This is a genomic window from Halogeometricum sp. S1BR25-6 (assembly GCF_031624495.1).
GTDB lineage: Archaea > Halobacteriota > Halobacteria > Halobacteriales > Haloferacaceae > Halogeometricum > Halogeometricum salsisoli.
Map to the genome: position 1 here is coordinate 461,982 of NZ_JAMQOP010000001.1, position 20,815 is coordinate 482,796.

Genomic DNA, 20,815 nt, shown 5'->3' on the forward strand with positions numbered 1-20,815 from the left:
CCAGCGACGGCGACCGGCGAACTTTCACGACCCGCACGCATCTCTTCCGCTATGGAATCCTGTTCAGTCTGCGACGAACCGCTCGCCCGCGCCCGCGTTCCGACCGACCTCCGCGAGTACGTCGACGGCGCGCCCGGCGTCGGCCTCTGTCCCGTCTGCCTGCGAACCGAACCGGTCGCGGACCCGCCCGACGCCGACGAGTTCGACGCGGCGGGCGAGTACTTCCCGAGAGGTGACGGCGGCGTTGCTCTCGCACTCGCACTCGGACTGCTCGACTCGCTGGCGCTCAACCGTCCGGCCGTCCAGTCGCTCGTCGAACGGGCCGAACGGGAGGGGGCGGACGTCCTCCTGACGCTCGACCGACTCGCCGAGGACGGGTCGCTGGACCCGCACTTCGACGTCGAACGCCGGCGGTCGCAGGTCGAGGGGTTCCTCTAACTCCCGCCGCCATCCGCTCCGCTCTCACTTCTGTCCGCGCCTCCGTCGCCCCCCTCGTCCTCGAACGTCACCGGGTCCTCCCAGCGGTGCTCCGGGTCGACGGGTTCGACGGCGTGGTCGAGTTCGGCCTCGTCGTACTCGACGTCCGAGAGCGCCATGTTGAGCCGTTGCCAGCGCGCGCTCTGTGCGTCCTCGCCCTCCGGACCGACGCGCGCGCCGAAACGCTTGAAGAAGCCCTCGCCGCGGTCCCGTCGAGACCCTTCGGCGGTGTGTTTGTCGAATATCACGTCGTACGGACCGTCCGGGTCGAGGTCCGCGACCGGGAAGTCGACGGCGGGGTCCTCGTCGGTCCCGCGGACCTCGGCGCGGGCCGCGGCGGCGTTCCGGAAGAACTCGTCGGCGTTGGACGCTTCACGGGACGACTGCGCACGCGCACACGCGAGGGCGGCGTGAATCGCGCACAGGCGCCCTTTCCACGACTGGGGGTCCCAGCGCTCGGTCGCCAGCGTCTCGTACCGCTCGACGAGGAGCGCGACGTCCTGTCCCGCCCGGAGGTCCTCGACCACGTAGAGGTGCAGGCGGTCCCAGAGGTTCCACGCGTACCCCGACCGCGCGAGTTCCCACGCCGCCCACGCGGCGACCTCCTCGTCGGAGCGGCGGACGGCCTTCTGTAGCAGGCTGGAGACGTCGTAGCGGTTGTATCCGCCGTCCGTCTCGCCGTCGCCCTTCGGTTCGCCCCAGTCGGTCGTCCCCTCGCGCGCCTCCGGCGGCGTCTCGGTGTCGAGACTCCCGTCGGACCCGAACGTGGCTTGGCGGTCCTCGTCCATGCTCGCGGGTGACGGCGGCGTCGGTCAAGTGTGGTCCGGTCTGCGACCGTCCGCGCGGTTCGGGAAGCGGCCGTGCCGCCGCCGGCGGGTGATCGCGTTCGGCCGTCCGAACCGCTCTCGCTCTCACTCGGGGAGCGCGGTTTCGTCGATTCTGTCGTAGAGTAGTTCGCGTATCCACGCCGCGAACCCGTGGTTGTGTCCGTTGGACCACACCGCCGTCTCCTTCGTGATACCCGGTAAATCGCTCTTTTCGACGCCGCTCGCCAGAACCGCCTTGTGGTCTACCATCATCAACTGCCCCGGCCACTTCTCGACGACTCGGTGCGTCTCCCGCAGCCCCTCCGATATCTCGACGCGAGCGCCGGGAACCGTTTCTCGGATGTCCTCCGCCGCGCGTTCGGACGGCACTTCCACGACGACGGTCACGCCCCGGTCGCAGGCCGCCGCCAGTCGGTCGGCCACGCCGTCCTGTAGCGTCGTCTTGTCCGCGAGGAGGAAGTGCACGTGTTCCGTCGCCTCGTCGAGGAGTGTCTCCATCCGGTCGCTCACGTGGTCGCTGTCCGAAATCGCCCACATCCCCTTGTCCTCCTGCGTCTCCGCCGATTCGACGGTCTCGAAGGCGTCCGCCGCCGCTTCGATGCTGTCGTCGTAGTCCCGGCGCAACCGCTCCAGCGCGTCGTCCGTCGAGACGGCCCGGTACCGCCGCGGTTCCGATTGCTGTACGTCCACCAGCCCCCGCTGGTGAAGCCGTTCGACCGTATCGTACACCCGAGAGCGGGGAACCTCGGACAGTCGACTGATCTCTTTGGCGGTCCCCCGACTGATCCGGGTGAGCGCGACGAAGCACTTCGCCTCGTACTCGGTCAATCCCAGTTGGATCAACGCGTCGGCGGCAGCACTTTCGTTGGGCACGGGCACGCTACTCCCCAGACACGTCTTAGTTTATCGGTGGGTCACGGGGTCACAGCAGGACGTCCGTCACGTCGTCGAGGAACGCCCGGACGCGCTCGCCCTCCGGCGTGAGCGAGACATTTCCCCGTTCCCGGGCGTACTCGACGACCTCCCAGTCCGCCAGTTTCGGAAGGTGAAGATGGTGCAGCGATATCAAAACGCGCTCTCGCTCTTCGTCGGAGACGTCCGCGAGCGGAGCGGCGTGTTCCCGCGCCGCGACTTCGTCCGCCAGGTCCGCGACCGCCATCGGCGTCTGGCACTCGCCGAGCGACTCGACGGCGTACCGACGGCGTCGGTCCGCGAGCACGTCGTAACATGCGTCCTGCGGGGGCGAGTCGAGCGCCGAACCGGACTCGGAGGGCGGCGCACTCGTCTGTTCCGGTCGACTATCGGTCATTGCGATAACTACGGCAGGCGTCTATTTATGTAGCTCGTGAGTTTCGAGGGAGTACTCGGTGATTTACTACCGCAGTAACAACCGAACTCGGACGGTAGAGCGTCTGTCGACCGTGACGGGTCGCGTTCGCGTCTGCGGCCGCAGGGAGTTCACGCGTACCCGAAACGCGCGCGGCGGGCGCCCGGCGTGCCGACGAAGCGACGGAAGCCCGGCGATTTCCGCCGTTCGGCCGAAGGAGGTTTTCGGGTCGCGGCCGAACTACCTCGTTGGTCGGTACCATGGACGACTCAGACACCGCGACGGTCGAACTGTCGAAGAGCGAGGCCAGAGAGGTCGTCAACGCGCTCTCGTCGTATCGGACGCGACAGACGGGACGCGACGAACGGCGCGCGATGAACGTCGAGGAGTTCCTCCAGCGCGAGTTCGACTTCAAACGGGAGGAGACGGGTCTCACCGGCGACATCGGCGAGGAGTTCGCGTCGTTTCTCGACGGCAGCGGTACAGACGAACACGAGGTGCAACTCTCCCGCATAGAGGCCGAAGAGGCGGTCGAGGCGCTCTCGGAGCACGGGAGCGAGTCGTCGACCGACGCGGAGACGGTGCGAGAGGTCAGACGTCGGTTCGAGGAGGCGTTCGACCTCGACGCACGGTCCGGGAACTGAGCGGCGCTCGGGTTCTCTACCGCTTTAGACGCCCGTCGAGTACCGCAGGATGCCGGCGACGCCGCCGAAGGCGTCGTACAACTGTTCGCCCTTCTCGAAGTCCGTCGAGATGAACTTGGTCTCCGTTCCGCGCTGCTCGGCGATTCCCATCAGGTGCTCGATGACGTCGTCGCGGTCGGTCTTCTCGGCTTCCTCGCCGCACTCGGTGCACTGGTGGCCGGGGTCGCCGTGGCGTCGGTCCACTACCTCGTACTCCTCGTGCCCGTTGGGGCACTCGTAGACGACCACGTCCGAGCGGAGGTCCTCCGACAGCAGCAGTCGGTCGACCGACCCCATGATGAGGTTCTTCCGGGTGGGACCGAAGCCGTAAGTGGCCTCCTCGCCGGTGTGGAGTTTCTCGAAGAACTCCTCCATCTGGGATTTGTCCTTCATCACCTCCTGGTCGGCCAGCACCTCCTGGGCGGCGTCGACTAGGTCGTTCAGCCCCGACTCGTCCGTGTAGGAGACGTCGAACTTACCGACGACGAGGTCCTGGAGTTCGTGGTGGAAGTAGCCGCCGTCGAGGAACTCGTCTTTCGTCGGCGACGGACCGCCGACGAGGATGCCGTCCATATTGTGACGCTCGGGGACGAACAGGTCGTCGGCCATCCCGGCGACCTCTTGGTAGAAGTTGTCGATGGCCTCCAGTCGCAGGCGGGCGAACCGCTGGGCGGACTGACCACCTTTGCGCTGCTTGCCGGGGACGAGCGACGACGCGGACTTGACCGCCTCGACGCGCTTGCCCTTCAGCCACCCGACGTTCGCCTCGCGGCGGTCGAGGACGACGAGGCCGAACAGCCCCTTGTCGGTCAGCATGTCCTCCAACGGTTGCGTCAGGAAGTTCGAATCGCAGTGGTAACGGAACGACTGGATGGGTTCGGGCGGACTGTCGAGCACCCGGGTGACCATCTCCGTCTGGCCGCCGCCGGAGTTCACTGCGCCGGAGAAGATGACGATGCCGTTGTCCGGCGGGAACGTGTCGTAGTAGCGCAGGCGGTCCTTGATGGAGGTGAGCGCGTCCTGCACGTTCGTCCGCGTCTGCTTGGACTTGATGTTGGACGCCTCCGAGTGCTCCTGGGTGACGTGCGCCACCACGTCGGAAATCTGCTTGTCGTCCGGGATGTAGATGGTGACGAGTTGCGTGCCCGACCCCTCGTAGTCGTCGAGTTCCTCGATGACCTTTCGGAACTCGTACTTCCTCCTGTCGGAGTTCTCCTCGGCCCCGCTTTGCGTATCCGTGTCCGACATGGTTGTTGCCTAGAACAAGACGACGGAGACGGTTAAACTACCGCAATCCGCGTGTGGTGGCGGACCGACCGGAGGCTGAGAACACCCATCAAAGGGAAGTACGCCGCGGCCGACGGGTCGAATCCGTCGGTATCCCGGAATACCTTTATATGCTCGACGTGGGAGAGTCCGAACGATTAGATATGGGACGGGTGTACGCAGTCGTCAGTGCGAAGGGGGGCGTGGGGAAGACCACGACGACGACCAACCTCGCGGCGGCCTTAGCCGCCTCGGGGGCGGACGTGGCCGTCGTCGACGGCGACCTCGGGATGGCGAACCTCGCCGGGTCGCTGGGCGTCGACTCCGGGGGAGCGACGCTCCACGACGTGCTCGCGGGCGAGGCCGACCTCGCGGACGCGACACGCGAGGGACCGCACGGGATGACCGTGATTCCGGGGTCGCCGGACCTTGACGCGTTCGCCCGCGCGGACCCCGAGGGCCTGCGTGGCGTACTCGACGCCCTGAGAGCGCAGTACGACTACGTGCTGCTCGACACGGGCGCCGGACTCAGCAACGACACCGTCGTCCCCCTCACGTACGTCGACGAGGCGCTGCTCGTCTCGACCACCGGTCGGGACGCTCTCGGCGACACCGAGAAGACGCGGCAGGTCGCAGAGCGCCTCGGCATCCACGTCGCGGGCGCGGTCATCACCCGCGCCGAACCGGATAGCCCGCAGAACGCCGCGGTCGGGGAGACGTTGAAGACGACGGTGCTCTCTTCGATTCCGCGTTCGGACGTGGTTCGGGACGCCGGCGACGCGGGCGAACCGCTCACGACGTACGCGCCCGGCAGTTCCGCCGCGGCGGCCTACCGCGCCCTGGCGGCCGACCTGACGGGGGAGTCGGTCCGAACGCGCGGCGCGGACGAGGCGGATGAGGCGGGCGAAGCGGACGACACGGACGCGACGGACAAAACAGACGAAACGGACGGCGACGACGCGCCCGACGCGTCATCCGAGGAGGAACCGCTCGTCGCGGTGGACGTGAGCGGGGGGGCGACTCCGACCCGGGAGGACGCCGACGACGACGGCGACGCGGCCGCGGACGACGACCCCCTCATCGAGACGGCGGACCCCGACGAGATGGTCGAGGAGGGCGGGACGGACGCCATCGACACCGACGACGCGAACGGCGACTCGACGGAGGACAGAGAAGAGACGAGCGAAGCGAACGTGGCCGCGGACGACGATGTTCTCGGCGCCGACGCGGACGACGCCGACGCGAACGTCGCCGGGGAGGCCCCCGACCCCGACGCCGACGCCGATGTCGACGCTGATGCGGGTGCCGGTACCGGCGGCGCCGAGAGCGGGGGCGACGGCGACGCGGCCGAGGCGGACGGCGAGGAGGGCGTCTACACCACCTCGCTGACCGACGAGGACGAGGACGACGAGAAGAAGGAGAAGAAGGGACTGTTCGGTCGCTTCCTCGGGTGAGTACCGGCGCGGACGCCGTCAGCCCCACCAACGCGAAACAAGAAGTTCTTTTACTCGTCTGTGAGGATTCGACGGTATGGCAGATACGAGTACGAACGTCCCGTTCTGGTGGATTCTCCTGTTCGTCGTTCTGGCGCTCGGCGCGGGTGCAGCAATCGTCGTCGCCGTCGGCGGGTCGCTGATTTCGAGTCCGGGCGTGCTCCTCCCGCTCCTCGGCCTACATTGAGTCGGGCGCCTCGATTCCGAGCACGGAGAGCGCGTTCGCCACCGTGTGCTGCGACGCCTCGACGAGACCGAGGCGGGCGGCGGCGACGTCGTCGTCCTCGGCGTTGAGAACCGAACACTCGCGGTAGAACCGATTGAACGTCTCGGCGAATTCGCGGACGTACGTCGCGACCGCGTGCGGTTCTAAGTCTTCTGCAGCCTCTTCGATCACCGCCGGGAAGCGGGCGATTACGCGGAGGAGGTCCCGTTCCGCGTCGGTTTCGAGCAGGGAGACGTCCGTCTCCGCCTCGATGCCCGCCGACTCGGCCTCGTTCAGGATGCCGCAGCAGCGCGCGTGAACGTACTGGACGTACGGCGCCGACTGCGCCTCGAAGTCCAGCGCTCGCTCCCACTCGAACGTGATTCCCTTCGTCGGCTGTTTCGAGACGATGTCGTAGCGGACGGCGCCGATGCCGACCTGCCGGGCGATGCGGTCGATGTCCGCTTCGCTCAGGTCGTCGTCGCGGATGCGGGAGTCGAGGCGCTCTTCGACCTCCTCGCGTGCGCGGGCGACCGACTCGTCCAGGAGGTCGTCGAGGTCGACGCCCGTTCCCTCCCGTGTGGACATCCCGCCCTCGGGGAGGTTGACCCACGAGTAGAACGTCTGCCGCAGGTCGCTCGTGTCGTTGCCCAGGATTTCGAGGGCGGCGTCCAACTGCTCGGCCTGTAGTTTGTGGTCCTCTCCGAGCACCGTCACGGCCTCGTCGTAGTTCTCGAACTTCCACTCGTGGTGCGCCAGGTCGCGCGTCGTGTACAGCGTCGTTCCGTCGGACCGAAGAAAGACGAGGTTCTTCTCGAAGCCGAACGACGAGAGGTCGAGTTGCCAGGCGTCCTCCTCGTAGACGGCGTACTCGGAGTCCTTCAGGCGACTGACCACGTCGTCGGCCTCGCCGCCCCGGATAAAACTCGTCTCTTTCACGAACTCGTCGAACTCCGCCGGGAGGCGTTCGAGCGAGGTCCGCATCCCGCCGAGCACTTGGTCGACGACCACGGCGACGCGTTCGTACGTCGCTTCGTCGCCCGCTTCGAGCCCCTGCATGATTTCGGCTATCTTCGCCTCCGCTTCGGCGACGTCCTCCTCGTCGGCGTCTTCGAGGTAGGCGTTCCCCCGGCGGTAGTAGCGCACGAGGTCGTAGTCCGAGCGGTCGCGCTCGGGGTCCGGAAGGTCGGCGTCGTCGAACGTCTCGTAGGCCCACGTGAACACCGCGACCTGCCGACCGGCGTCGTTGACGTAGTAGTGCCGCTCGACGTCGTTGCCGGCGAAATCGAGGAGACGGGCGATGGCGTCGCCGAGGATAGGGTTGCGGGCGCGGCCGACGTGGACCGGTCCCGTCGGATTCGCGGAGGTGTGCTCGACCACCACGTCTTTGCCGGTGTCCGGCAGACGGCCGTACTCGGCGTCGCGACCGGCGGCGGCCGTCTCGGCGTAGTAGGCATCGCTCACGAAGAAGTTGACGTAGGGACCCTGCGGTTCGGCCGATTCGACGTAGTCGTACGGCGTCGCGTCTATCTCTTCGGCGATGTCGACGGCCACCTTCGGCGGCGGCGCGCCCACCTCGCCGGCCAATCGGAAGGCGACGCTGGAGGCGAGCACCGCCGGTACGTCCTCCGGAGGCGTTTCGACGCCGAGGTCGTCGGTCGGCAGGCCGAGCGAAGAGAGCGCGGTCTCCACCGCGTCCTCGACCTCCGAGCGGAGTTCTCTGAACATATCCCACCGTTCAGGAGGTGCGGCTAAAGGCCTTTCCGAACGCCGTCGGCCGGCTTCGCGGCTTCGCGACGGCCTCGTCGCGGACGCGGCCGACGGGTGCCGCGACCGACGCACTTACGCCGCGAGCGACCCGAATCTGATCCGACCGTCCGACGGCCGTCCCGCCCGCCGTCTCACTTCTGATACGCTTCTCACATTCGGTACACTTATCGGGTCGTGCCGCCAACTACGGGTAATGTCCGAATCGGTTCTGACCGCCGTCGGGTACGACGAACTGGCCGCGCTGAAGTTCGTCGCGCTCGAAGGGGGCCGCGCCGGCCCCGCGAAAGTCTCGTGTTCGGGTCTCGCCGACCGCCTCGACGCGTCGACGCAGACCGCCTCCCGCCGACTCCAGCGTCTCGACGAAGCCGGCTTCCTCGACCGCGACGTGGGCTCTGACGGCCAGTGGGTCTCGCTCACCGAGGAGGGCGAGGCCGCCCTCCGCCGCGAGTACGCCGACTACCGCCGCATCTTCGACGACGGCGACGCCGACACGGTCGAACTCGGCGGCACCGTCACCAGCGGGATGGGCGAGGGCCGCCACTACATCTCCCTGCCCGGCTACATGGAGCAGTTCGAGGAGCGACTGGGCTACGAACCGTTCGCCGGCACGCTCAACGTCGAACTCGACGAGGAGAGCGTCCGCCGCCGCGCCGCAATGGCCTCTCTCGACGCCGTCGGCATCGACGGCTGGGAGGACGACGACCGGACGTTCGGCCCGGCGACGTGCTACGTCGCGACGGTCGAGTACGGGGAGGAGTCGTTCGCCCCCGCGCACATCATCGTCCCCGAGCGAACCCACCACGACGAGTCGAAGGCGGAGATAATCGCGCCGAACAAGCTCAGAGACGAACTCGGTCTCGAAGACGGCGACGACGTGACTGTCGTCGTGGAGGCGGCGTGATGGCGCAGCGAACCGACGACGCCGTCTCCCGCGCCCTCGCGGCGTTCCGCGCGGGCGAACCGGTCCTCGTCCACGACTTCGACGACCGGGAGGGCGAAACGGACATCGTCTACCCGGCGGGTGCCGTCGGCCCCGCGGACGTTGCCCGACTCCGCAACGACGCCGGCGGCCTCGTCTGCGTCGCCCTCTCGCACGACGTCGCGGAGGCGGTCGACCTCCCGTTCCTCGACGGCGTCATCGACCACCCGACGGCGGCCGACCACGACTTGGCGTACGACGACCGCTCGTCCTTTTCCCTGCCCGTCAACCACCGCGACACGTTCACCGGCATCACCGACGAGGACCGCGCGCTCACCATCTCGGAACTCAGCGGCGCGGCCGAGGCGGCCCTCGCGGGCGGCTACGGCGCCGCCGACTTCGCCGCCGACTTCCGCTCGCCCGGCCACGTCAACCTCCTTCGCGGCGCGCCGAATCTCCTCGCGGACCGAAAGGGACACACCGAACTCGGTCTGGTTCTCGCCGACGCCGCCGACCTCCCGGCGGCCGTCGTCGTCTGCGAGATGCTGGACGACGAATCGGGCGCGGCGCTGTCGCCCGCCGCCGCCCGCGACTACGCGCGCCGGAGCGACCTCGTCTACGTCGAGGGCGAGTCCATCGTCGAGCGGTTCGCCTGAGGCGGCCCGCCCGGTCCCATCACCCGCCGCCGCTCACCGCCAACTCTTCTCGGGTTCCCATCCGAGCATTCGCTCGGCCTTCTCCGTCGAGATGAGCGCCTCGTGCCCCTCGAACGATTTTCCCGGTTCGACGCCCGGGTACAGTTCGTCGACCAGTTCCGCGGTCGGCACGTCCATGCTCGTATCCGCCGCCGCGGCGAAGAAGCGCTCGTGCCCCTCGAACTCCGCCTCGACCGCCGACCGGACGAGTTCGGCGGCGTCCGACCGCGCGAGGTAGGAGAACAGCGTGTTGCGCGCCGTCTCGAAGTGTCCCGCCTCGCGGAGCGCCGCCGGCGTCCGCTCGGCCCGCGCGAACGTCTCGCGCATCTGCTCGTCGGTCGGCATCCACGGGAAGCGCAGCGAGGAGATGGTCCGCGGGCCGTCTGCTCGGAGGGCGAACCCGTCGGCGGTGACTTCGAGGACGTGCTTGCCCATCCCGTAGGGGTTCGACGGCGTCACCGGGTGAGCCTCGTCTAGAGGGAGGTCCGACACGCGGATGGGTTCGGGTTCGAAGGAGGCGCCGAACGCGGAGAGACTGGAGGCGAGGACGACGGTGTCCACGTCGAGCGCCTCGGCCGCCTGAAGGACGTTGTACGTGCTCATCACGTTGCTCTCGAAGACGACGTGTCCGGGGTCGTGGTCGGGCGTCGAGAGCATCCCGAGGTGGACGACGGCGTCGGCGTCGGCGGTGGCAAACGCGCCGTACGTCTCGCCGGCGTCGACCATGTCCGCCCGCAGGTCCGCGTCCGCCTCGGTGTCGCCGCCCGACCGCGAGACGTTGACGACGCGGTACCCCGCCTCGTGGAGGGTCCGGACGACCGTCGGGCCGATGCGCCCGGTCCCCCCTGTCACGACCACCGTCTCTGGTGTCCCCGAACGTTCCTCCGTCACCGCCGTGTTCCCGTCGGACTCTGACATTCGTTCGCATCCGACGCGTACCGACGAAAAAAAGCCAGCGGGCCGTTCCGCGTCGCCTACTGTTTTATGATGTGCCGTGAAAACCACGAGATATGGGATTTGACGAGATGGACGTCGACACCATCTGGATGGACGGCGAGTTCGTGGACTGGGACGACGCCCAGATTCACGTGCTCACCCACGGACTCCACTACGGGACGGGCGTCTTCGAGGGCGTCCGCTGCTACGACACCGAGAAGGGTCCCGCCGTCTTCCGCTGGGAGGAACACCTCGACCGGTTCTACGACTCCACGAAACCGTACGACATGGAGATTCCCTTCAACCGCGAGGAACTCACCGAGGCGATGCTGGGCCTCCTCGAACGGCAGGACCTCGAAGCCGCCTACATCCGCCCCATCGCCTTCTACGGCTACGACACCCTCGGCGTCTCGCCCGGCGACTGCCCGACGCAAGTCGCCATCGCGGCGTGGCCGTGGGGCGCCTACCTCGGCGAGGACGCCCTGGAGAACGGCATCGAGGTGATGGTGTCCTCCTGGCGCAAGCACGCCTCCAGCCAAATCCCGACGAACGCGAAGACGACGGGGCTGTACGTGAACTCGATGCTCGCCGGAGAGGAGGCCCGCCGCAACGGCTACGCCGAAGCCATCGTCCTCAACAAGGAGGGCGACGTCGCGGAGGGCCCCGGCGAGAACATCTTCCTCGTCCGCGACGAGACCATCTACACGCCCGGTCTGAGCGAGTCCATCCTCGACGGCATCACCCGCAACACCGTCATCGAACTCGCCCGCGAACGCGGTTACGAGGTGCAGGACACCGCCTCTATCAGTCGCGGCGAACTCAACACCGCCGACGAACTGTTCTTCACCGGCAGCGCCGCGGAGGTCACGCCCATCCGCAAGGTGGACAACGTCGTCATCGGGAACGGCTCCCGCGGCCCCGTCACCGAGGAACTCCAGCAGGCGTTCTTCGACCTCGTGGAACGTCGCACCGACGACCACGACGAGTGGTTCACCTACCTGTAGAACCCCTGTAGCGCCCCCATCACACCGTCCGCTTCCCCGCGCTTCTGTATCCGATTTCCCGCGTCTCTCCGTCCTTCCGTCTCCGCTCGCGTCGACGGCTCCCGACTACCGCGTTCGCTCGCGTTCGTCGTCGACGTCGATGTCGATGGCCGCGGTGGACTCGTCCTCGGCGAATCCGGCCGAGAGGATGCGCGTCAGCGCCTCTTCGACCTTCTCGTCGGTCTCAGTCAGGTCATCGGGGTCGACTTCCATCACGAACCCGGTGGTGATGTTCGGTGCCGTCGGCATGAAAATTACCTCGCGCCCGTCCGGCGTCGTCTTCCCCGTCTTGAAGCCCGTCATCCGAATCCCCGGCCACACCTCCAGTCTGACGGGCTTTTGGAGGTCCTCGGTCCCCGTCAGCGCCGTCTCCACGGCGAGTTTCGACGCGTTGTACAGCACCCGAACGAGCGGAACGCGGTTCATCGTCCCGTCGATGGCCGACTCGAACAGGCGTCCGGCCGTCGTCCGCATCAGGTAGCCCACCGAGAACACGAGCATCACGAAGACGAAGATGGCGACGAAGAATCCGAACGGGGCCTCCAGTTCCTTGATGAGAGGGAGCCCGGAGATGTTGCTGTAGAGGATGCCGAGGACGTACAGGATGACGAGGATAGGGACGAGTACGACCAGACCGCTTGCGAAGTCGCGTCTCCACGAGGACATTTATCGGTGAGTAGGTGACCACGGAGACTTAAGAGGGCTTCTGTCCGCGGCGGTCGGTTTCAGACGCCGGCGACCGCCCGAAGTGCGAACAGGAGGTTCTCCTTTCGCTCCCGAACCCGCCGGGAGAAGTACGACAGCCACTTGTCGCCGTACGGCGCGTACTGCCACACCGTCCTTGGAGGAATCACACACCGACGTAGGGGGGTCCGATAATCAGAATTTTCGTTCGTCCGACGGGACCCCTCGACCGCGCTCCGGAATCGCCGAGATTTTTGTCCCCCGCTTCGACGCCGGGGTATGGTCATCGAACTCGTCGTCGGCGCGTTCTGGGCGATGCTTCCGGCGTACGTGCCGAACAACGCCGCGGTCCTCGCCGGCGGGGGCCGGCCCATCGACGGCGGGCGGACGTGGGGCGGCCGGCGCGTCCTCGGGGACGGCAAGACGTGGCGCGGAACGGCGGTGGGGACGCTGGTGGGGTTCGCCCTCGCGTTCGTCTGCAACGCCGTCGCCGGCCCACTCGGCGCCGCCCTCGGCGTCTCGCTGCCCCGATTCTCGGTGCTCGGCGCGTTCGGCCTCGCCCTCGGCGCGATGCTCGGCGACGTCGGCGCCTCCTTTCTCAAGCGCCGGTCGGGGCGCGAACGCGGCGCGGCGTTCCCCGGCCTCGACCAACTCGACTTCGTCGTCGGCGCCCTCGCCCTCGCCGCCCTCCTGGACTTCGAGTGGTTCGCGGGGACGTTCACGCTCCCCGTCCTCGCCGTCGTCCTCGTCGTCACGCCCGTCCTCCACGTGGGGACGAACGTGGGGGCGTACTATCTGGGGCTGAAGAACGAGCCCTATTAACCCACCTTTTTGCAGATTCGGGTTTCCTCGCGAGCCTTCGGCTCGCTGCGGGAACCCTCATCGCAAAAAGCTGGACCAAAAACGTTCCGCGAGGCGGAGCCTCGCGGTACGACTCGGTGTTCTCTCCGCTCCGCCTCCGCTCCGCACCGCTTCCGCTCCGCCTCCGCACCGTCCCCACTCAACCCGGAACCAACCCGTTTAAGCGCCTCCGAGGGACCTCTCGAAACGAGATGGCGAACGACGAACTCATCGAGGCCCTGCGCGCGGCGGACGCCGTGCGGTTCGGCGAGTTCGAGTTGTCCCACGGCGGCACCTCGAACTACTACGTCGACAAGTACCTGTTCGAGACCGACCCCCACTGTCTCCGCCTCATCGCCGAGGCCTTCGCGAAAAAACTCGACGGCGTCGAGAAATTGGCGGGCGTCGCCCTCGGCGCCGTCCCCCTCGTGGCCGTCACGGCCGCCGAGACGGACACGCCGTACGTCATCGCCCGCAAGGAAGCCAAGGAGTACGGCACGGCCAACCGCATCGAGGGGCGACTGGAGGAGGGCGAGGAAGTCGTCGTCCTCGAGGACATCGCCACCACGGGTACGAGCGCCCTCGACGCCGTCGAGGCCCTGCGGGAGGCCGGCGCCGTCGTGAATCGGGTACTGGTCGTCGTCGACAGGAACGAGGGCGGCCGCGAACGCCTCGCCGAGGCCGACGTGGAACTCGACGCCCTCGTCACCGCCGAAGACCTGTTGGCCGACGCCGGGGGCGACGTCGACGCGGACGCCGATGCGGGCGCCGCGACGGACGAGTGATACCGCCGGCCGACGGGCCGCCGACTCCGCACGCGTTCCGCGCGTAGCCGTACTCATTTCCTGCTGCCGTCTTCCGCCGCCTCTCCCCTCCGAATCGGCACGTCCGTGCTGAATCCTCCGTCCGAACCGTATCGACGTATTCATACTTGTGCAAGCGCGAGCAACAGGGTATGAACAGAGCGGAGAAAGCGGCCCTCCAACTGCAGGCCGTCGCCGTCCTCCGGGTGCTCAAGGAGACCCGAACGTACGACGAACTCGCCGACCTCACCGGACTCCCGGCCGGCGACCTCAACCGCTACGTCAACGGCCACGTCCTCCCGGGCGTCGAACGCGCCCGCGACGTCGTGCAGGGCGTCGGCCGCGACGCTCTCGCCGCGGAGTTGGAGAGTCGCGTCGAGTTCGACGACGAGGGGTACGTCGACAACTCCGGCGTCGTCTTCGACCAGTCGTTCTTGGACCTCGTCGCGCCCGTCGCGGCGAACACCCTCGGCTTCGAACGCCCGGACGTGGTCCTCACCGCCGCCACCGACGGCATCACGCTGGGGGCCGCGATGGCCAGTTACTTCGACGCCCGCGTCGCCTACGCCAAGAAGTCGAAGGAGACGGCCGTCGAGGAGTTCGTCGAGTCCCGCCAGCGACTCGCCTCCGGTATCGAACTGACGTACTACCTGCCCGCGCGGGCCCTCTCCTCCGGCGAGAGCGTCCTCATCGTCGACGACCTCATCCGGTCGGGCGAGACGCAGGAACTCCTCCTCGACATCGCCCTGCAGTCGGAGGCGAACGTCACGGGCGTGTTCGCGCTCATCTCCGTCGGCACCGAAGGCATCGACCGCGCCGCCGAGATAACCGACGCGCCCGTCGGCGCCCTCACCACGTTCGACGCGGAGTGACGGAGGCGGGCCGCCCGCGGCCCGTGCGGGGCGTGCGGCGCGGCGCGTCTCCGTTCTCTCGGTCCTTTGATGACTGTTTTGTGCTCGAACGTGCATACCTTCGGCGGCTGAGACCGTCATACTCCCAACACTTAAGCACGTTAGTGGATAGAATACGCCTCCGAGATGGTAACGCTTATGCTCGGATTCGTGATTATGCACAAGCGTGAATTATGGGGCTCACTGAAACGCTGGACGAGTACTTCGACGTACAAGAACACGGGTCGTCCGTTCGGACCGAACTCGTCGCGGGCGTGACGACGTTCCTGACGATGTCGTACATCGTCGTCGTCAACCCGGACATCCTGACGGCCATCCCCGACGTCAAACCCGGTATCGCCATCGCGGGCTACTCGCCGGGACAGGTCGAGTCGATGATAGCCGTGGTCACCCTCCTCGCCGCTGCCGTCGCCACGTTCGTGATGGCCGTCTACGCCAACCGACCGTTCGGACAGGCGCCCGGTCTCGGACTGAACGCGTTCTTCGCGTTCACCGTCGTCGGCGCCCTCGGCGTGCCGTGGCAGACGGCGCTGGCCGCCGTCGTCGTGGAGGGAATCGTCTTCATCCTCCTCACCGCCGTCGGCGCCCGCGAGTACGTCATCCGACTGTTCCCCGAACCGGTGAAGTTCGCCGTCGGCACCGGTATCGGACTCTTCCTCGCCATCATCGGTCTGCAGGCGATGGGCATCGTCGTCGACGACACGGCGACGCTCGTCACCCTCGGCGCCGTCGCCGCCGACCCCGTCGCCATCCTCTCGGTTCTCGGTCTGTTCCTCACGTTCGTCCTCTACGCTCGGGGCGTCCCGGGGTCCATCCTCGTCGGCATCCTCGGCACGTCGCTCGTCGGATGGCTTCTGACGACGTTCGGCGTCGTCTCGCCCGACGCGGGCCTCGTCGCGGGGTCGACGACGACCACCTACGACATCACGCCCCTCGCGGGCGCGTTCGTCGCCGGTCTCGGCAGCGTCGAGGCGTTCTCCTTCGCGCTCATCGTCTTCACGTTCTTCTTCGTCGACTTCTTCGACACCGCCGGGACGCTCGTCGGCGTCGGGCAGGCCGGGGGCTTCCTCGACGCGGACGGCAACCTCCCGGACATCGACAAGCCGCTGATGGCCGACGCCATCGGCACCACCGTCGGCGGAATGCTCGGCACCTCGACGGTGACGACGTACATCGAGTCCGCCGCCGGCGTCGAGGAGGGCGGTCGGACGGGTCTGACGGCGCTCGTCGTCTCCGTGCTCTTTCTCGTCTCGCTCGCGTTCGTCCCTCTCGCGGCCGCGATTCCGCAGTACGCCTCCCACATCGCCCTCGTCGTCATCGGCGTCGTGATGCTCGGCAACGTCGTCGACATCGACTGGAGCAACATCACGAACACCATCCCCGCGGGGATGACCATCCTCGTCATGCCGTTCACCTACTCCATCGCCTACGGCATCGCGGCGGGCATCGTCTCCTATCCCGTCGTCAAGGTCGCGGCCGGCGAGTACGACGAGGTGCGCCCCGGCCACTGGGTGCTCGCGGCCGCGTTCGTCGTCTACTTCTTCGTCCGCACGAGCGGCATCATCCAATCGCAGGTCTGAGGCGTCGCGCCGCCTCCGACCAGTCTTCCCGGTCGCCGCCGCAGACCGCAAGAGATTCGTTCCCCTCCCCGTTCCACTCGAACGATGGATACGCCCTCCCGGTCGACGGCGGTGCGAATCGTGGCGTTCGTCCTCGTGGTCGCGCTGTTGACTCCCTCGGCGGTATCGGCGCTCACCTACGACCCCAGCGAGGAGCGCACGCTCACGCGGGGAACGGTGACGAGTCCGGCCAACGGGTCGACTATCGTCAGCGTGCAGGGGTACACCTTCCAAGGCAACACCAACCGGAAGAAGCCCGCGCGCCTCATCTCGGTCGGCGAACGCGGGCAGACCCAGTGGGTCCACAACGACGAGGTCGGTTCGGGGGCGTGGTTCTTCGACGTCGACCCGATGGACAACGGTAACCTGCTCGTCTCCTCGCCGCGGAGCGGCAAGACCGTCGTCTACGAGTTGAACCCCGAGACGCAGGAACGCGTCTGGGAGAAGACGTTCAACATCACGGATACGCACGACGTCGACATGCTGAGCGAAGACGAGATAGTCGTCGCCAACATGCGCGAGTGGAACGAGTCGGCGCAGGTCAGCGACGACCGGATATTCGTCTACAACCGCACGACTGGAGAGGTGACGTGGGAGTGGTACTTCAAGAACCACTACCCGGCGAACACCGACGGCGGCTACAACAAAGACTGGACGCACGTCAACGACGTCGACCCCATCGGCGACGGGAAACTGCTCCTCTCGCCGCGAAACTTCGACCAGGCGATCGTCGTCGACATGGAGACGAAGGAGATCACTCGACGCCTCGGGAGCGACGGGAACCATTCGGTGATGAACGAACAGCACAACCCCGACTGGATACTCAGCGAGAACGGGACGCCGACGATTCTCGTCGCCGACAGCGGGAACAACCGCGTCGTCGAGTACGCCTACGAAGATGGTGAGTGGGTCCGGACGTGGACCGTCGGGGCGGACACGCTGAACTGGCCACGCGACGCCGACCGCCTGCCGAACGGGAACACGCTCATCGTCGACACGCTGAACCACCGCGTCATCGAAGTGACGCCGACGGGCGAAGTCGTCTGGGAGTACTACGCGACGTGGGGACCGTACGACGCCGAACGGGTCGCCCACGGCGACGAGTCGTCGGGACCGACCATCCGCGACATGAACGCCAGCGGCACCTACGCCATCACCGGCAGCGCGAACCTCACCGCCGGGGCCGGCGACGGAACCGGGTTCGCCTCGCAGATTCGCGCGACGTTCTCCGGGACGGCGCTCGAAGCGCCGATGAACGAGTTCGCCACGCGGTGGGCGCACGTGACCCCGTGGCTCCGCCCGGTGTGGATGTCCGGGTGGGATTTCGTGTGGGCCATCGCCGCCGCCGCCGTCGTCCTCTTCTGGGGGGCGACCGAACTGGTCCTCGGCCGTCACCGCATCGTCGGCGCCGCCCGGAGCGTCCGCGGACGCTGACCCCCCGACCTTCCTCGACCCGCGCTGTGCGCTCGGGGCGCACGCCACCACCGGACTCTTTATCGGCCGACCCGTACCGAACGCTGATGGCGAATCTCACGCTGTACGAACTGGAAGGCTGCCCCTACTGCGCGAAGGTGAAGGACAAACTCGCCGACCTCGACCTGGAGTACGACTCCGTCATGGTCCCGCGGTCGCACGGCGAGCGAACCGAAGTCGAGGAAGTGAGCGGACAGACCGGCGTCCCCGTCCTCGTCGACGAGGAGCACGGCGTCGAGGGGATGGCCGAGAGCGACGACATCGTCGAGTACCTCGACGAGACGTACGGCGACGCGGCGAGCTAACGGCCCGGACTCCGCTCTCTCGGTTGTCGAATTTCGATTTTTTCCGACCGTGATTCGACTTCGCAGCGACGGCTCCGACCGGCCCGAGGGAGTCTCAGGCTTCGCTCGGTTCCTCGGCGCGTTCGCGGATGAGGTCGCGAATCGCGTCGGGGTCGTCGATGGAGGCGAGTTCGTCGCAACTGACGAGCGCCGTCCCCTCGACGGCGTCGCGCTTGGACTGCTCTTTGGTGAAGTACACCGACCGCGTCCGGGTGACCTCGCCGAGCGAGGACATGATGCGGGCGCGCTTCTCCGCGCTGGGGGTGAACGAGGAGTGGCCGGTGAGCATGGGAATCTGGTCGGAGCGCCGGTCGTCGTCCTCGCTGACGGCCTTGAACGGCGCGCGGGCGGTCGGGTGGACGGTGAAGCCCGCCCGCGTGAGGATGTGGACGACGTGCTCGTCGTCCGGGTCGGCGTCGGGGTCCTCCGGCGTCGGTTCGGCGCTGCGGACTTCCTCGGCGCCGTCGAGCACGGAGACGGGACTGGAGAACGGCTGGTCGAACATCTCTTCGAGGTGGATGGCCACCTCGATGCTGGCGTTCATGCCGTCCTCGTACTTCGAGACGGTCCGGCGCGAGACGCCGAGTTCCGTCGCCAGTCGGCCGAGACTCCACCCGCGTCGCTCCCGTTCGTCCGCCAGCAGGTCGCCGTCGAGGTTGACGTAGAGACCCCCGGGCGCGGCGTAGATGAGCGGCGGCATCCCTTCGAGGAACAGGTCCATCGCGGTGTCGGGATTCATCACCGGCACGCCGTGACGGAAGTACACCACCTCCGGCTTCAGGTCCTCGTCGCGGGTCCGTAGGCCGATGACCATCGGCGTCGCCGAGAGGTAACTCCCGAGGCGACGCATCTCGGCGCCCGTCTCGCCGTCGAACGCGTCGATGTTGCCGAGCACCTTCAGAAGCACCAAATCGTCGCCGCGGCGGGCGGCGAGGTCGAAGCTCTTGGGCCGGATGGCACAACGGTCGCTGACGGCGAACCCCGCGTCCTCCAGCATCGCTGTGATGTTTCCAACCAGAGCTGACCGAGACATACCGGGAGATAAGCGATTTGAGACATATAGCTGTTGTGCCACTCTTTCCGCGCCCCGTCCGCCGATTACGCTCCGTAACCACCGACATAGTTATATAGAACCTCGCTGGCGCGATAACGACTCGAAAGGGGTTACTCCGCCGAGGCGCTACCGACGCCCATGACGGTCCTCGGCCTCGACGACACCGACTCGCGCGAGCGTGGGATGTGTACGACGTACCTCGCGACGCTCGCGGCCGAGGCCATCGAGGCGGCCGGCGGGACGGTTGAGCGCCGTCTCCTCGTCCGCCTCAACCCCGCTGTCGAACACAAGACGCGGGGGAACGCCGCCCTCGCCCTCCACACCGACCTCCCGCCCGACGAGACGCTCGAACTCGCCGTCGGGGAGTTGGAACCCCTCGCCGAGACGGCCGACCCGCGGACCAGTCCGGGCGTCGTCGTCGCCCCCGGCGACCCCTCGGCCGTCCCGAACGCCGTCTCGGCGTTCACTCGGCGCGCGATTCGGTCGTTCGTCGATACCGACGAGGCGGTCGAACTCGCCGAAGAATCGGGTTACCGCCATCGCGGGTGGGAGGGCGGCCGCGGCCGCATCGGCGCTCTCGCGGCCGTCGGTGCGTGGGCCGCCCTCGACGAGTGGACGTACGAGCACATCGCCTACCGGGAGTTCGACCGCTGCGGGACGCCCCGAGACGTGAACCTCGACTCGGTGTTCGCCGCCGCCGAGGCGCACTACCCGGACGCGTGGGACACCGTCGACACCGTCGAGGGGCAGGCCGTCTGCGTTCCGAACGCCCCCGGTCCCATCCTGTACGGCATCCGCGGCGACGACCCCGGCGCGGTGCGGTCGCTGTCGGCCGCCGTCGACTCCGAACCCGTCGAGCGCCGGTCGACCTTCCTCACCAATCAGGGAACGGACGCTCACCTCCGCGACGGGGAACTCGGGTCGCTCGCCGACGGCGGCGCGTACCGCGTCGGTGGCGTCGTCACCTCGGACCCGGAGACGCGGCGCGGCGGTCACGTCTTCTTCGAACTCGGTGCCGGCGACTCGGCGGCCGACGCCGATGCCGCCGACGCGGCCGGAGCGACCGTCGCTTGCGCCGCCTTCGAACCGACGAAGCGGTTCCGCGACCGGGTGCGCGCCCTCCGACCGGGCGACGAACTGACGGTCTGCGGCGAGTTGTCGGAGGGAACGCTGAAACTGGAGAAGTTCGCCGTCCGGTCGCTGAACCGCACCGAGTCGCGGACGCCCGTCTGCCCCGACTGCGACCGGACGATGGAGAGCGCCGGTCGGAACCAGGGCTACCGGTGCCGCGACTGCGGGACGTCCGCGCCCGGCCGGGTCGACGTCGAGGTCGACCGCGAACTCGAACGCGGGTGGTACGAGGTACCGCCGTGCGCCCGCCGGCACGTCGCCAAACCGCTCGTTCGCGGCGGCTTCGACGCCCCCGTCCACCCGGAGCGTTGACCG

Annotated in this window: 22 protein-coding genes and 1 pseudogene; 14 read left to right on the forward strand and 9 right to left on the reverse strand. The window is 67.7% G+C overall.

The genetic code is table 11. The features are described from left to right. The first annotated feature begins 51 nt into the window (after positions 1 to 51). Positions 52 to 438, forward strand: a complete 387-nt coding sequence (locus NDI76_RS02380) for a DUF6276 family protein (RefSeq protein ID WP_310922407.1) — start codon at positions 52 to 54, stop codon at positions 436 to 438. Here NDI76_RS02380 and NDI76_RS02385 read toward each other — a convergent pair. The 3 genes from NDI76_RS02385 to NDI76_RS02395 form a co-directional block, all read right to left on the reverse strand. Further along, positions 435 to 1,265: a hypothetical protein gene (locus NDI76_RS02385; RefSeq protein ID WP_310922408.1), complete on the reverse strand. Its 831-nt coding sequence runs from the start codon at positions 1,263 to 1,265 to the stop codon at positions 435 to 437. The two genes, NDI76_RS02380 and NDI76_RS02385, sit on opposite strands and share 4 nt — an antisense overlap. A gap of 123 nt (positions 1,266 to 1,388) precedes the next feature. Continuing rightward, on the reverse strand, positions 1,389 to 2,177 hold the full coding sequence (locus NDI76_RS02390) for a TrmB family transcriptional regulator (protein WP_310922409.1): 789 nt from the start codon (positions 2,175 to 2,177) through the stop codon (positions 1,389 to 1,391). A 49-nt stretch (positions 2,178 to 2,226) separates the two neighbouring features. Further along, the gene (locus NDI76_RS02395) at positions 2,227 to 2,613 is read right to left on the reverse strand and encodes a DUF7344 domain-containing protein (RefSeq protein WP_310922410.1); all 387 of its coding nucleotides are present in this window, start codon (positions 2,611 to 2,613) and stop codon (positions 2,227 to 2,229) included. A 278-nt stretch (positions 2,614 to 2,891) separates the two neighbouring features. Here NDI76_RS02395 and NDI76_RS02400 point away from each other — a divergent pair, with 278 nt between their 5' ends. Beyond that, a complete protein-coding gene (locus NDI76_RS02400; RefSeq protein ID WP_310922411.1) occupies positions 2,892 to 3,275 on the forward strand; it encodes a hypothetical protein in 384 nt (127 codons plus the stop codon). A 24-nt stretch (positions 3,276 to 3,299) separates the two neighbouring features. On the opposite strand, the gene prf1 is transcribed toward NDI76_RS02400, so the two are convergent. Next, positions 3,300 to 4,562, reverse strand: a complete 1,263-nt coding sequence (prf1, locus tag NDI76_RS02405) for a peptide chain release factor aRF-1 (protein WP_310922412.1) — start codon at positions 4,560 to 4,562, stop codon at positions 3,300 to 3,302. Between the two features lie 149 nt (positions 4,563 to 4,711). On the opposite strand from prf1, the gene minD reads away from it, so the two are divergent. Together minD and NDI76_RS02415 are read left to right on the forward strand one after the other, a co-directional pair. Further along, on the forward strand, positions 4,712 to 6,034 hold the full coding sequence (minD, locus tag NDI76_RS02410) for a cell division ATPase MinD (RefSeq protein ID WP_310922413.1): 1,323 nt from the start codon (positions 4,712 to 4,714) through the stop codon (positions 6,032 to 6,034). A 76-nt stretch (positions 6,035 to 6,110) separates the two neighbouring features. Next, on the forward strand, positions 6,111 to 6,260 hold the full coding sequence (locus tag NDI76_RS02415) for a hypothetical protein (RefSeq protein ID WP_310922414.1): 150 nt from the start codon (positions 6,111 to 6,113) through the stop codon (positions 6,258 to 6,260). Here NDI76_RS02415 and argS read toward each other — a convergent pair. Next, positions 6,252 to 8,006: an arginine--tRNA ligase gene (argS, locus tag NDI76_RS02420; RefSeq protein ID WP_310922416.1), complete on the reverse strand. Its 1,755-nt coding sequence runs from the start codon at positions 8,004 to 8,006 to the stop codon at positions 6,252 to 6,254. The genes NDI76_RS02415 and argS overlap by 9 nt on opposite strands. 235 nt (positions 8,007 to 8,241) lie before the next feature. Here argS and NDI76_RS02425 point away from each other — a divergent pair, with 235 nt between their 5' ends. Continuing rightward, positions 8,242 to 8,949, forward strand: coding sequence for a DUF120 domain-containing protein (locus NDI76_RS02425; RefSeq protein ID WP_310922417.1), 708 nt, complete (start codon positions 8,242 to 8,244; stop codon positions 8,947 to 8,949). Next, on the forward strand, positions 8,949 to 9,623 hold the full coding sequence (ribB, locus tag NDI76_RS02430) for a 3,4-dihydroxy-2-butanone-4-phosphate synthase (protein ID WP_310922418.1): 675 nt from the start codon (positions 8,949 to 8,951) through the stop codon (positions 9,621 to 9,623). Before NDI76_RS02425 ends, ribB begins: the two co-directional genes overlap by 1 nt. A 33-nt stretch (positions 9,624 to 9,656) precedes the next feature. Here ribB and NDI76_RS02435 read toward each other — a convergent pair whose 3' ends face one another. Further along, positions 9,657 to 10,580, reverse strand: a complete 924-nt coding sequence (locus NDI76_RS02435) for an NAD-dependent epimerase/dehydratase family protein (protein WP_310922419.1) — start codon at positions 10,578 to 10,580, stop codon at positions 9,657 to 9,659. A 92-nt stretch (positions 10,581 to 10,672) separates the two neighbouring features. Between NDI76_RS02435 and NDI76_RS02440 the strand changes: the two genes are divergently transcribed. Continuing rightward, positions 10,673 to 11,602: a branched-chain amino acid transaminase gene (locus NDI76_RS02440; protein WP_310922420.1), complete on the forward strand. Its 930-nt coding sequence runs from the start codon at positions 10,673 to 10,675 to the stop codon at positions 11,600 to 11,602. Between the two features lie 105 nt (positions 11,603 to 11,707). Here the strand turns inward: NDI76_RS02440 and NDI76_RS02445 are convergent, their stop codons facing one another. Together NDI76_RS02445 and NDI76_RS02450 are read right to left on the reverse strand one after the other, a co-directional pair. Then, positions 11,708 to 12,307 carry a DUF502 domain-containing protein gene (locus tag NDI76_RS02445; RefSeq protein WP_310922421.1) on the reverse strand — a complete coding sequence of 200 codons (600 nt, stop codon included), beginning with the start codon at positions 12,305 to 12,307 and terminating at the stop codon, positions 11,708 to 11,710. A gap of 59 nt (positions 12,308 to 12,366) precedes the next feature. Next, positions 12,367 to 12,477, reverse strand: a pseudogene (locus NDI76_RS02450) (proline dehydrogenase family protein); the annotation flags it as partial. A gap of 127 nt (positions 12,478 to 12,604) precedes the next feature. On the opposite strand from NDI76_RS02450, the gene NDI76_RS02455 reads away from it, so the two are divergent. From NDI76_RS02455 to NDI76_RS02480, 6 genes are all read left to right on the forward strand, one after another. Next, a complete protein-coding gene (locus NDI76_RS02455; RefSeq protein WP_310922422.1) occupies positions 12,605 to 13,147 on the forward strand; it encodes a CDP-2,3-bis-(O-geranylgeranyl)-sn-glycerol synthase in 543 nt (180 codons plus the stop codon). A gap of 230 nt (positions 13,148 to 13,377) precedes the next feature. Then, complete coding sequence (gene pyrE / locus NDI76_RS02460; RefSeq protein WP_310922424.1) at positions 13,378 to 13,950, forward strand: orotate phosphoribosyltransferase; 573 nt, start codon at positions 13,378 to 13,380, stop codon at positions 13,948 to 13,950. 170 nt (positions 13,951 to 14,120) lie between these two features. Next, a complete protein-coding gene (locus tag NDI76_RS02465) occupies positions 14,121 to 14,840 on the forward strand; it encodes a phosphoribosyltransferase family protein (protein ID WP_310922426.1) in 720 nt (239 codons plus the stop codon). 212 nt (positions 14,841 to 15,052) lie between these two features. Next, a complete protein-coding gene (locus NDI76_RS02470) occupies positions 15,053 to 16,459 on the forward strand; it encodes an NCS2 family permease (protein ID WP_310922427.1) in 1,407 nt (468 codons plus the stop codon). Positions 16,460 to 16,543: 84 nt separating this feature from the next. Then, a complete protein-coding gene (locus tag NDI76_RS02475; protein WP_310922428.1) occupies positions 16,544 to 17,932 on the forward strand; it encodes an aryl-sulfate sulfotransferase in 1,389 nt (462 codons plus the stop codon). An 86-nt stretch (positions 17,933 to 18,018) separates the two neighbouring features. Beyond that, complete coding sequence (locus NDI76_RS02480) at positions 18,019 to 18,276, forward strand: glutathione S-transferase N-terminal domain-containing protein (RefSeq protein ID WP_310922429.1); 258 nt, start codon at positions 18,019 to 18,021, stop codon at positions 18,274 to 18,276. A 94-nt stretch (positions 18,277 to 18,370) separates the two neighbouring features. On the opposite strand, the gene NDI76_RS02485 is transcribed toward NDI76_RS02480, so the two are convergent. After that, a complete protein-coding gene (locus NDI76_RS02485) occupies positions 18,371 to 19,348 on the reverse strand; it encodes a transcriptional regulator (protein WP_310922430.1) in 978 nt (325 codons plus the stop codon). 159 nt (positions 19,349 to 19,507) lie between these two features. On the opposite strand from NDI76_RS02485, the gene NDI76_RS02490 reads away from it, so the two are divergent. Beyond that, the gene (locus tag NDI76_RS02490) at positions 19,508 to 20,812 is read left to right on the forward strand and encodes a TiaS agmantine-binding domain-containing protein (protein ID WP_310922431.1); all 1,305 of its coding nucleotides are present in this window, start codon (positions 19,508 to 19,510) and stop codon (positions 20,810 to 20,812) included. Positions 20,813 to 20,815 lie beyond the last annotated feature (3 nt).

Excerpts from the sequence above, each read along its gene's own strand:
- argS (WP_310922416.1), bottom strand. The coding sequence starts at position 8,006 with ATGTTCAGAGAACTCCGCTCGGAGGTCGAGGACGCGGTGGAGACCGCG.
- NDI76_RS02425 (WP_310922417.1), top strand. The coding sequence starts at position 8,242 with ATGTCCGAATCGGTTCTGACCGCCGTCGGGTACGACGAACTGGCCGCG.
- NDI76_RS02395 (WP_310922410.1), bottom strand. The coding sequence starts at position 2,613 with ATGACCGATAGTCGACCGGAACAGACGAGTGCGCCGCCCTCCGAGTCC.
- prf1 (WP_310922412.1), bottom strand. The coding sequence starts at position 4,562 with ATGTCGGACACGGATACGCAAAGCGGGGCCGAGGAGAACTCCGACAGG.
- NDI76_RS02490 (WP_310922431.1), top strand. The coding sequence starts at position 19,508 with ATGACGGTCCTCGGCCTCGACGACACCGACTCGCGCGAGCGTGGGATG.
- NDI76_RS02455 (WP_310922422.1), top strand. The coding sequence starts at position 12,605 with ATGGTCATCGAACTCGTCGTCGGCGCGTTCTGGGCGATGCTTCCGGCG.
- NDI76_RS02475 (WP_310922428.1), top strand. The coding sequence starts at position 16,544 with ATGGATACGCCCTCCCGGTCGACGGCGGTGCGAATCGTGGCGTTCGTC.
- minD (WP_310922413.1), top strand. The coding sequence starts at position 4,712 with ATGCTCGACGTGGGAGAGTCCGAACGATTAGATATGGGACGGGTGTAC.
- NDI76_RS02465 (WP_310922426.1), top strand. The coding sequence starts at position 14,121 with ATGAACAGAGCGGAGAAAGCGGCCCTCCAACTGCAGGCCGTCGCCGTC.
- NDI76_RS02380 (WP_310922407.1), top strand. The coding sequence starts at position 52 with ATGGAATCCTGTTCAGTCTGCGACGAACCGCTCGCCCGCGCCCGCGTT.
- pyrE (WP_310922424.1), top strand. The coding sequence starts at position 13,378 with ATGGCGAACGACGAACTCATCGAGGCCCTGCGCGCGGCGGACGCCGTG.
- NDI76_RS02400 (WP_310922411.1), top strand. The coding sequence starts at position 2,892 with ATGGACGACTCAGACACCGCGACGGTCGAACTGTCGAAGAGCGAGGCC.
- NDI76_RS02385 (WP_310922408.1), bottom strand. The coding sequence starts at position 1,265 with ATGGACGAGGACCGCCAAGCCACGTTCGGGTCCGACGGGAGTCTCGAC.
- NDI76_RS02470 (WP_310922427.1), top strand. The coding sequence starts at position 15,053 with ATGGGGCTCACTGAAACGCTGGACGAGTACTTCGACGTACAAGAACAC.
- ribB (WP_310922418.1), top strand. The coding sequence starts at position 8,949 with ATGGCGCAGCGAACCGACGACGCCGTCTCCCGCGCCCTCGCGGCGTTC.
- NDI76_RS02440 (WP_310922420.1), top strand. The coding sequence starts at position 10,673 with ATGGGATTTGACGAGATGGACGTCGACACCATCTGGATGGACGGCGAG.
- NDI76_RS02445 (WP_310922421.1), bottom strand. The coding sequence starts at position 12,307 with ATGTCCTCGTGGAGACGCGACTTCGCAAGCGGTCTGGTCGTACTCGTC.
- NDI76_RS02435 (WP_310922419.1), bottom strand. The coding sequence starts at position 10,580 with ATGTCAGAGTCCGACGGGAACACGGCGGTGACGGAGGAACGTTCGGGG.
- NDI76_RS02485 (WP_310922430.1), bottom strand. The coding sequence starts at position 19,348 with ATGTCTCGGTCAGCTCTGGTTGGAAACATCACAGCGATGCTGGAGGAC.
- NDI76_RS02415 (WP_310922414.1), top strand. The coding sequence starts at position 6,111 with ATGGCAGATACGAGTACGAACGTCCCGTTCTGGTGGATTCTCCTGTTC.
- NDI76_RS02480 (WP_310922429.1), top strand. The coding sequence starts at position 18,019 with ATGGCGAATCTCACGCTGTACGAACTGGAAGGCTGCCCCTACTGCGCG.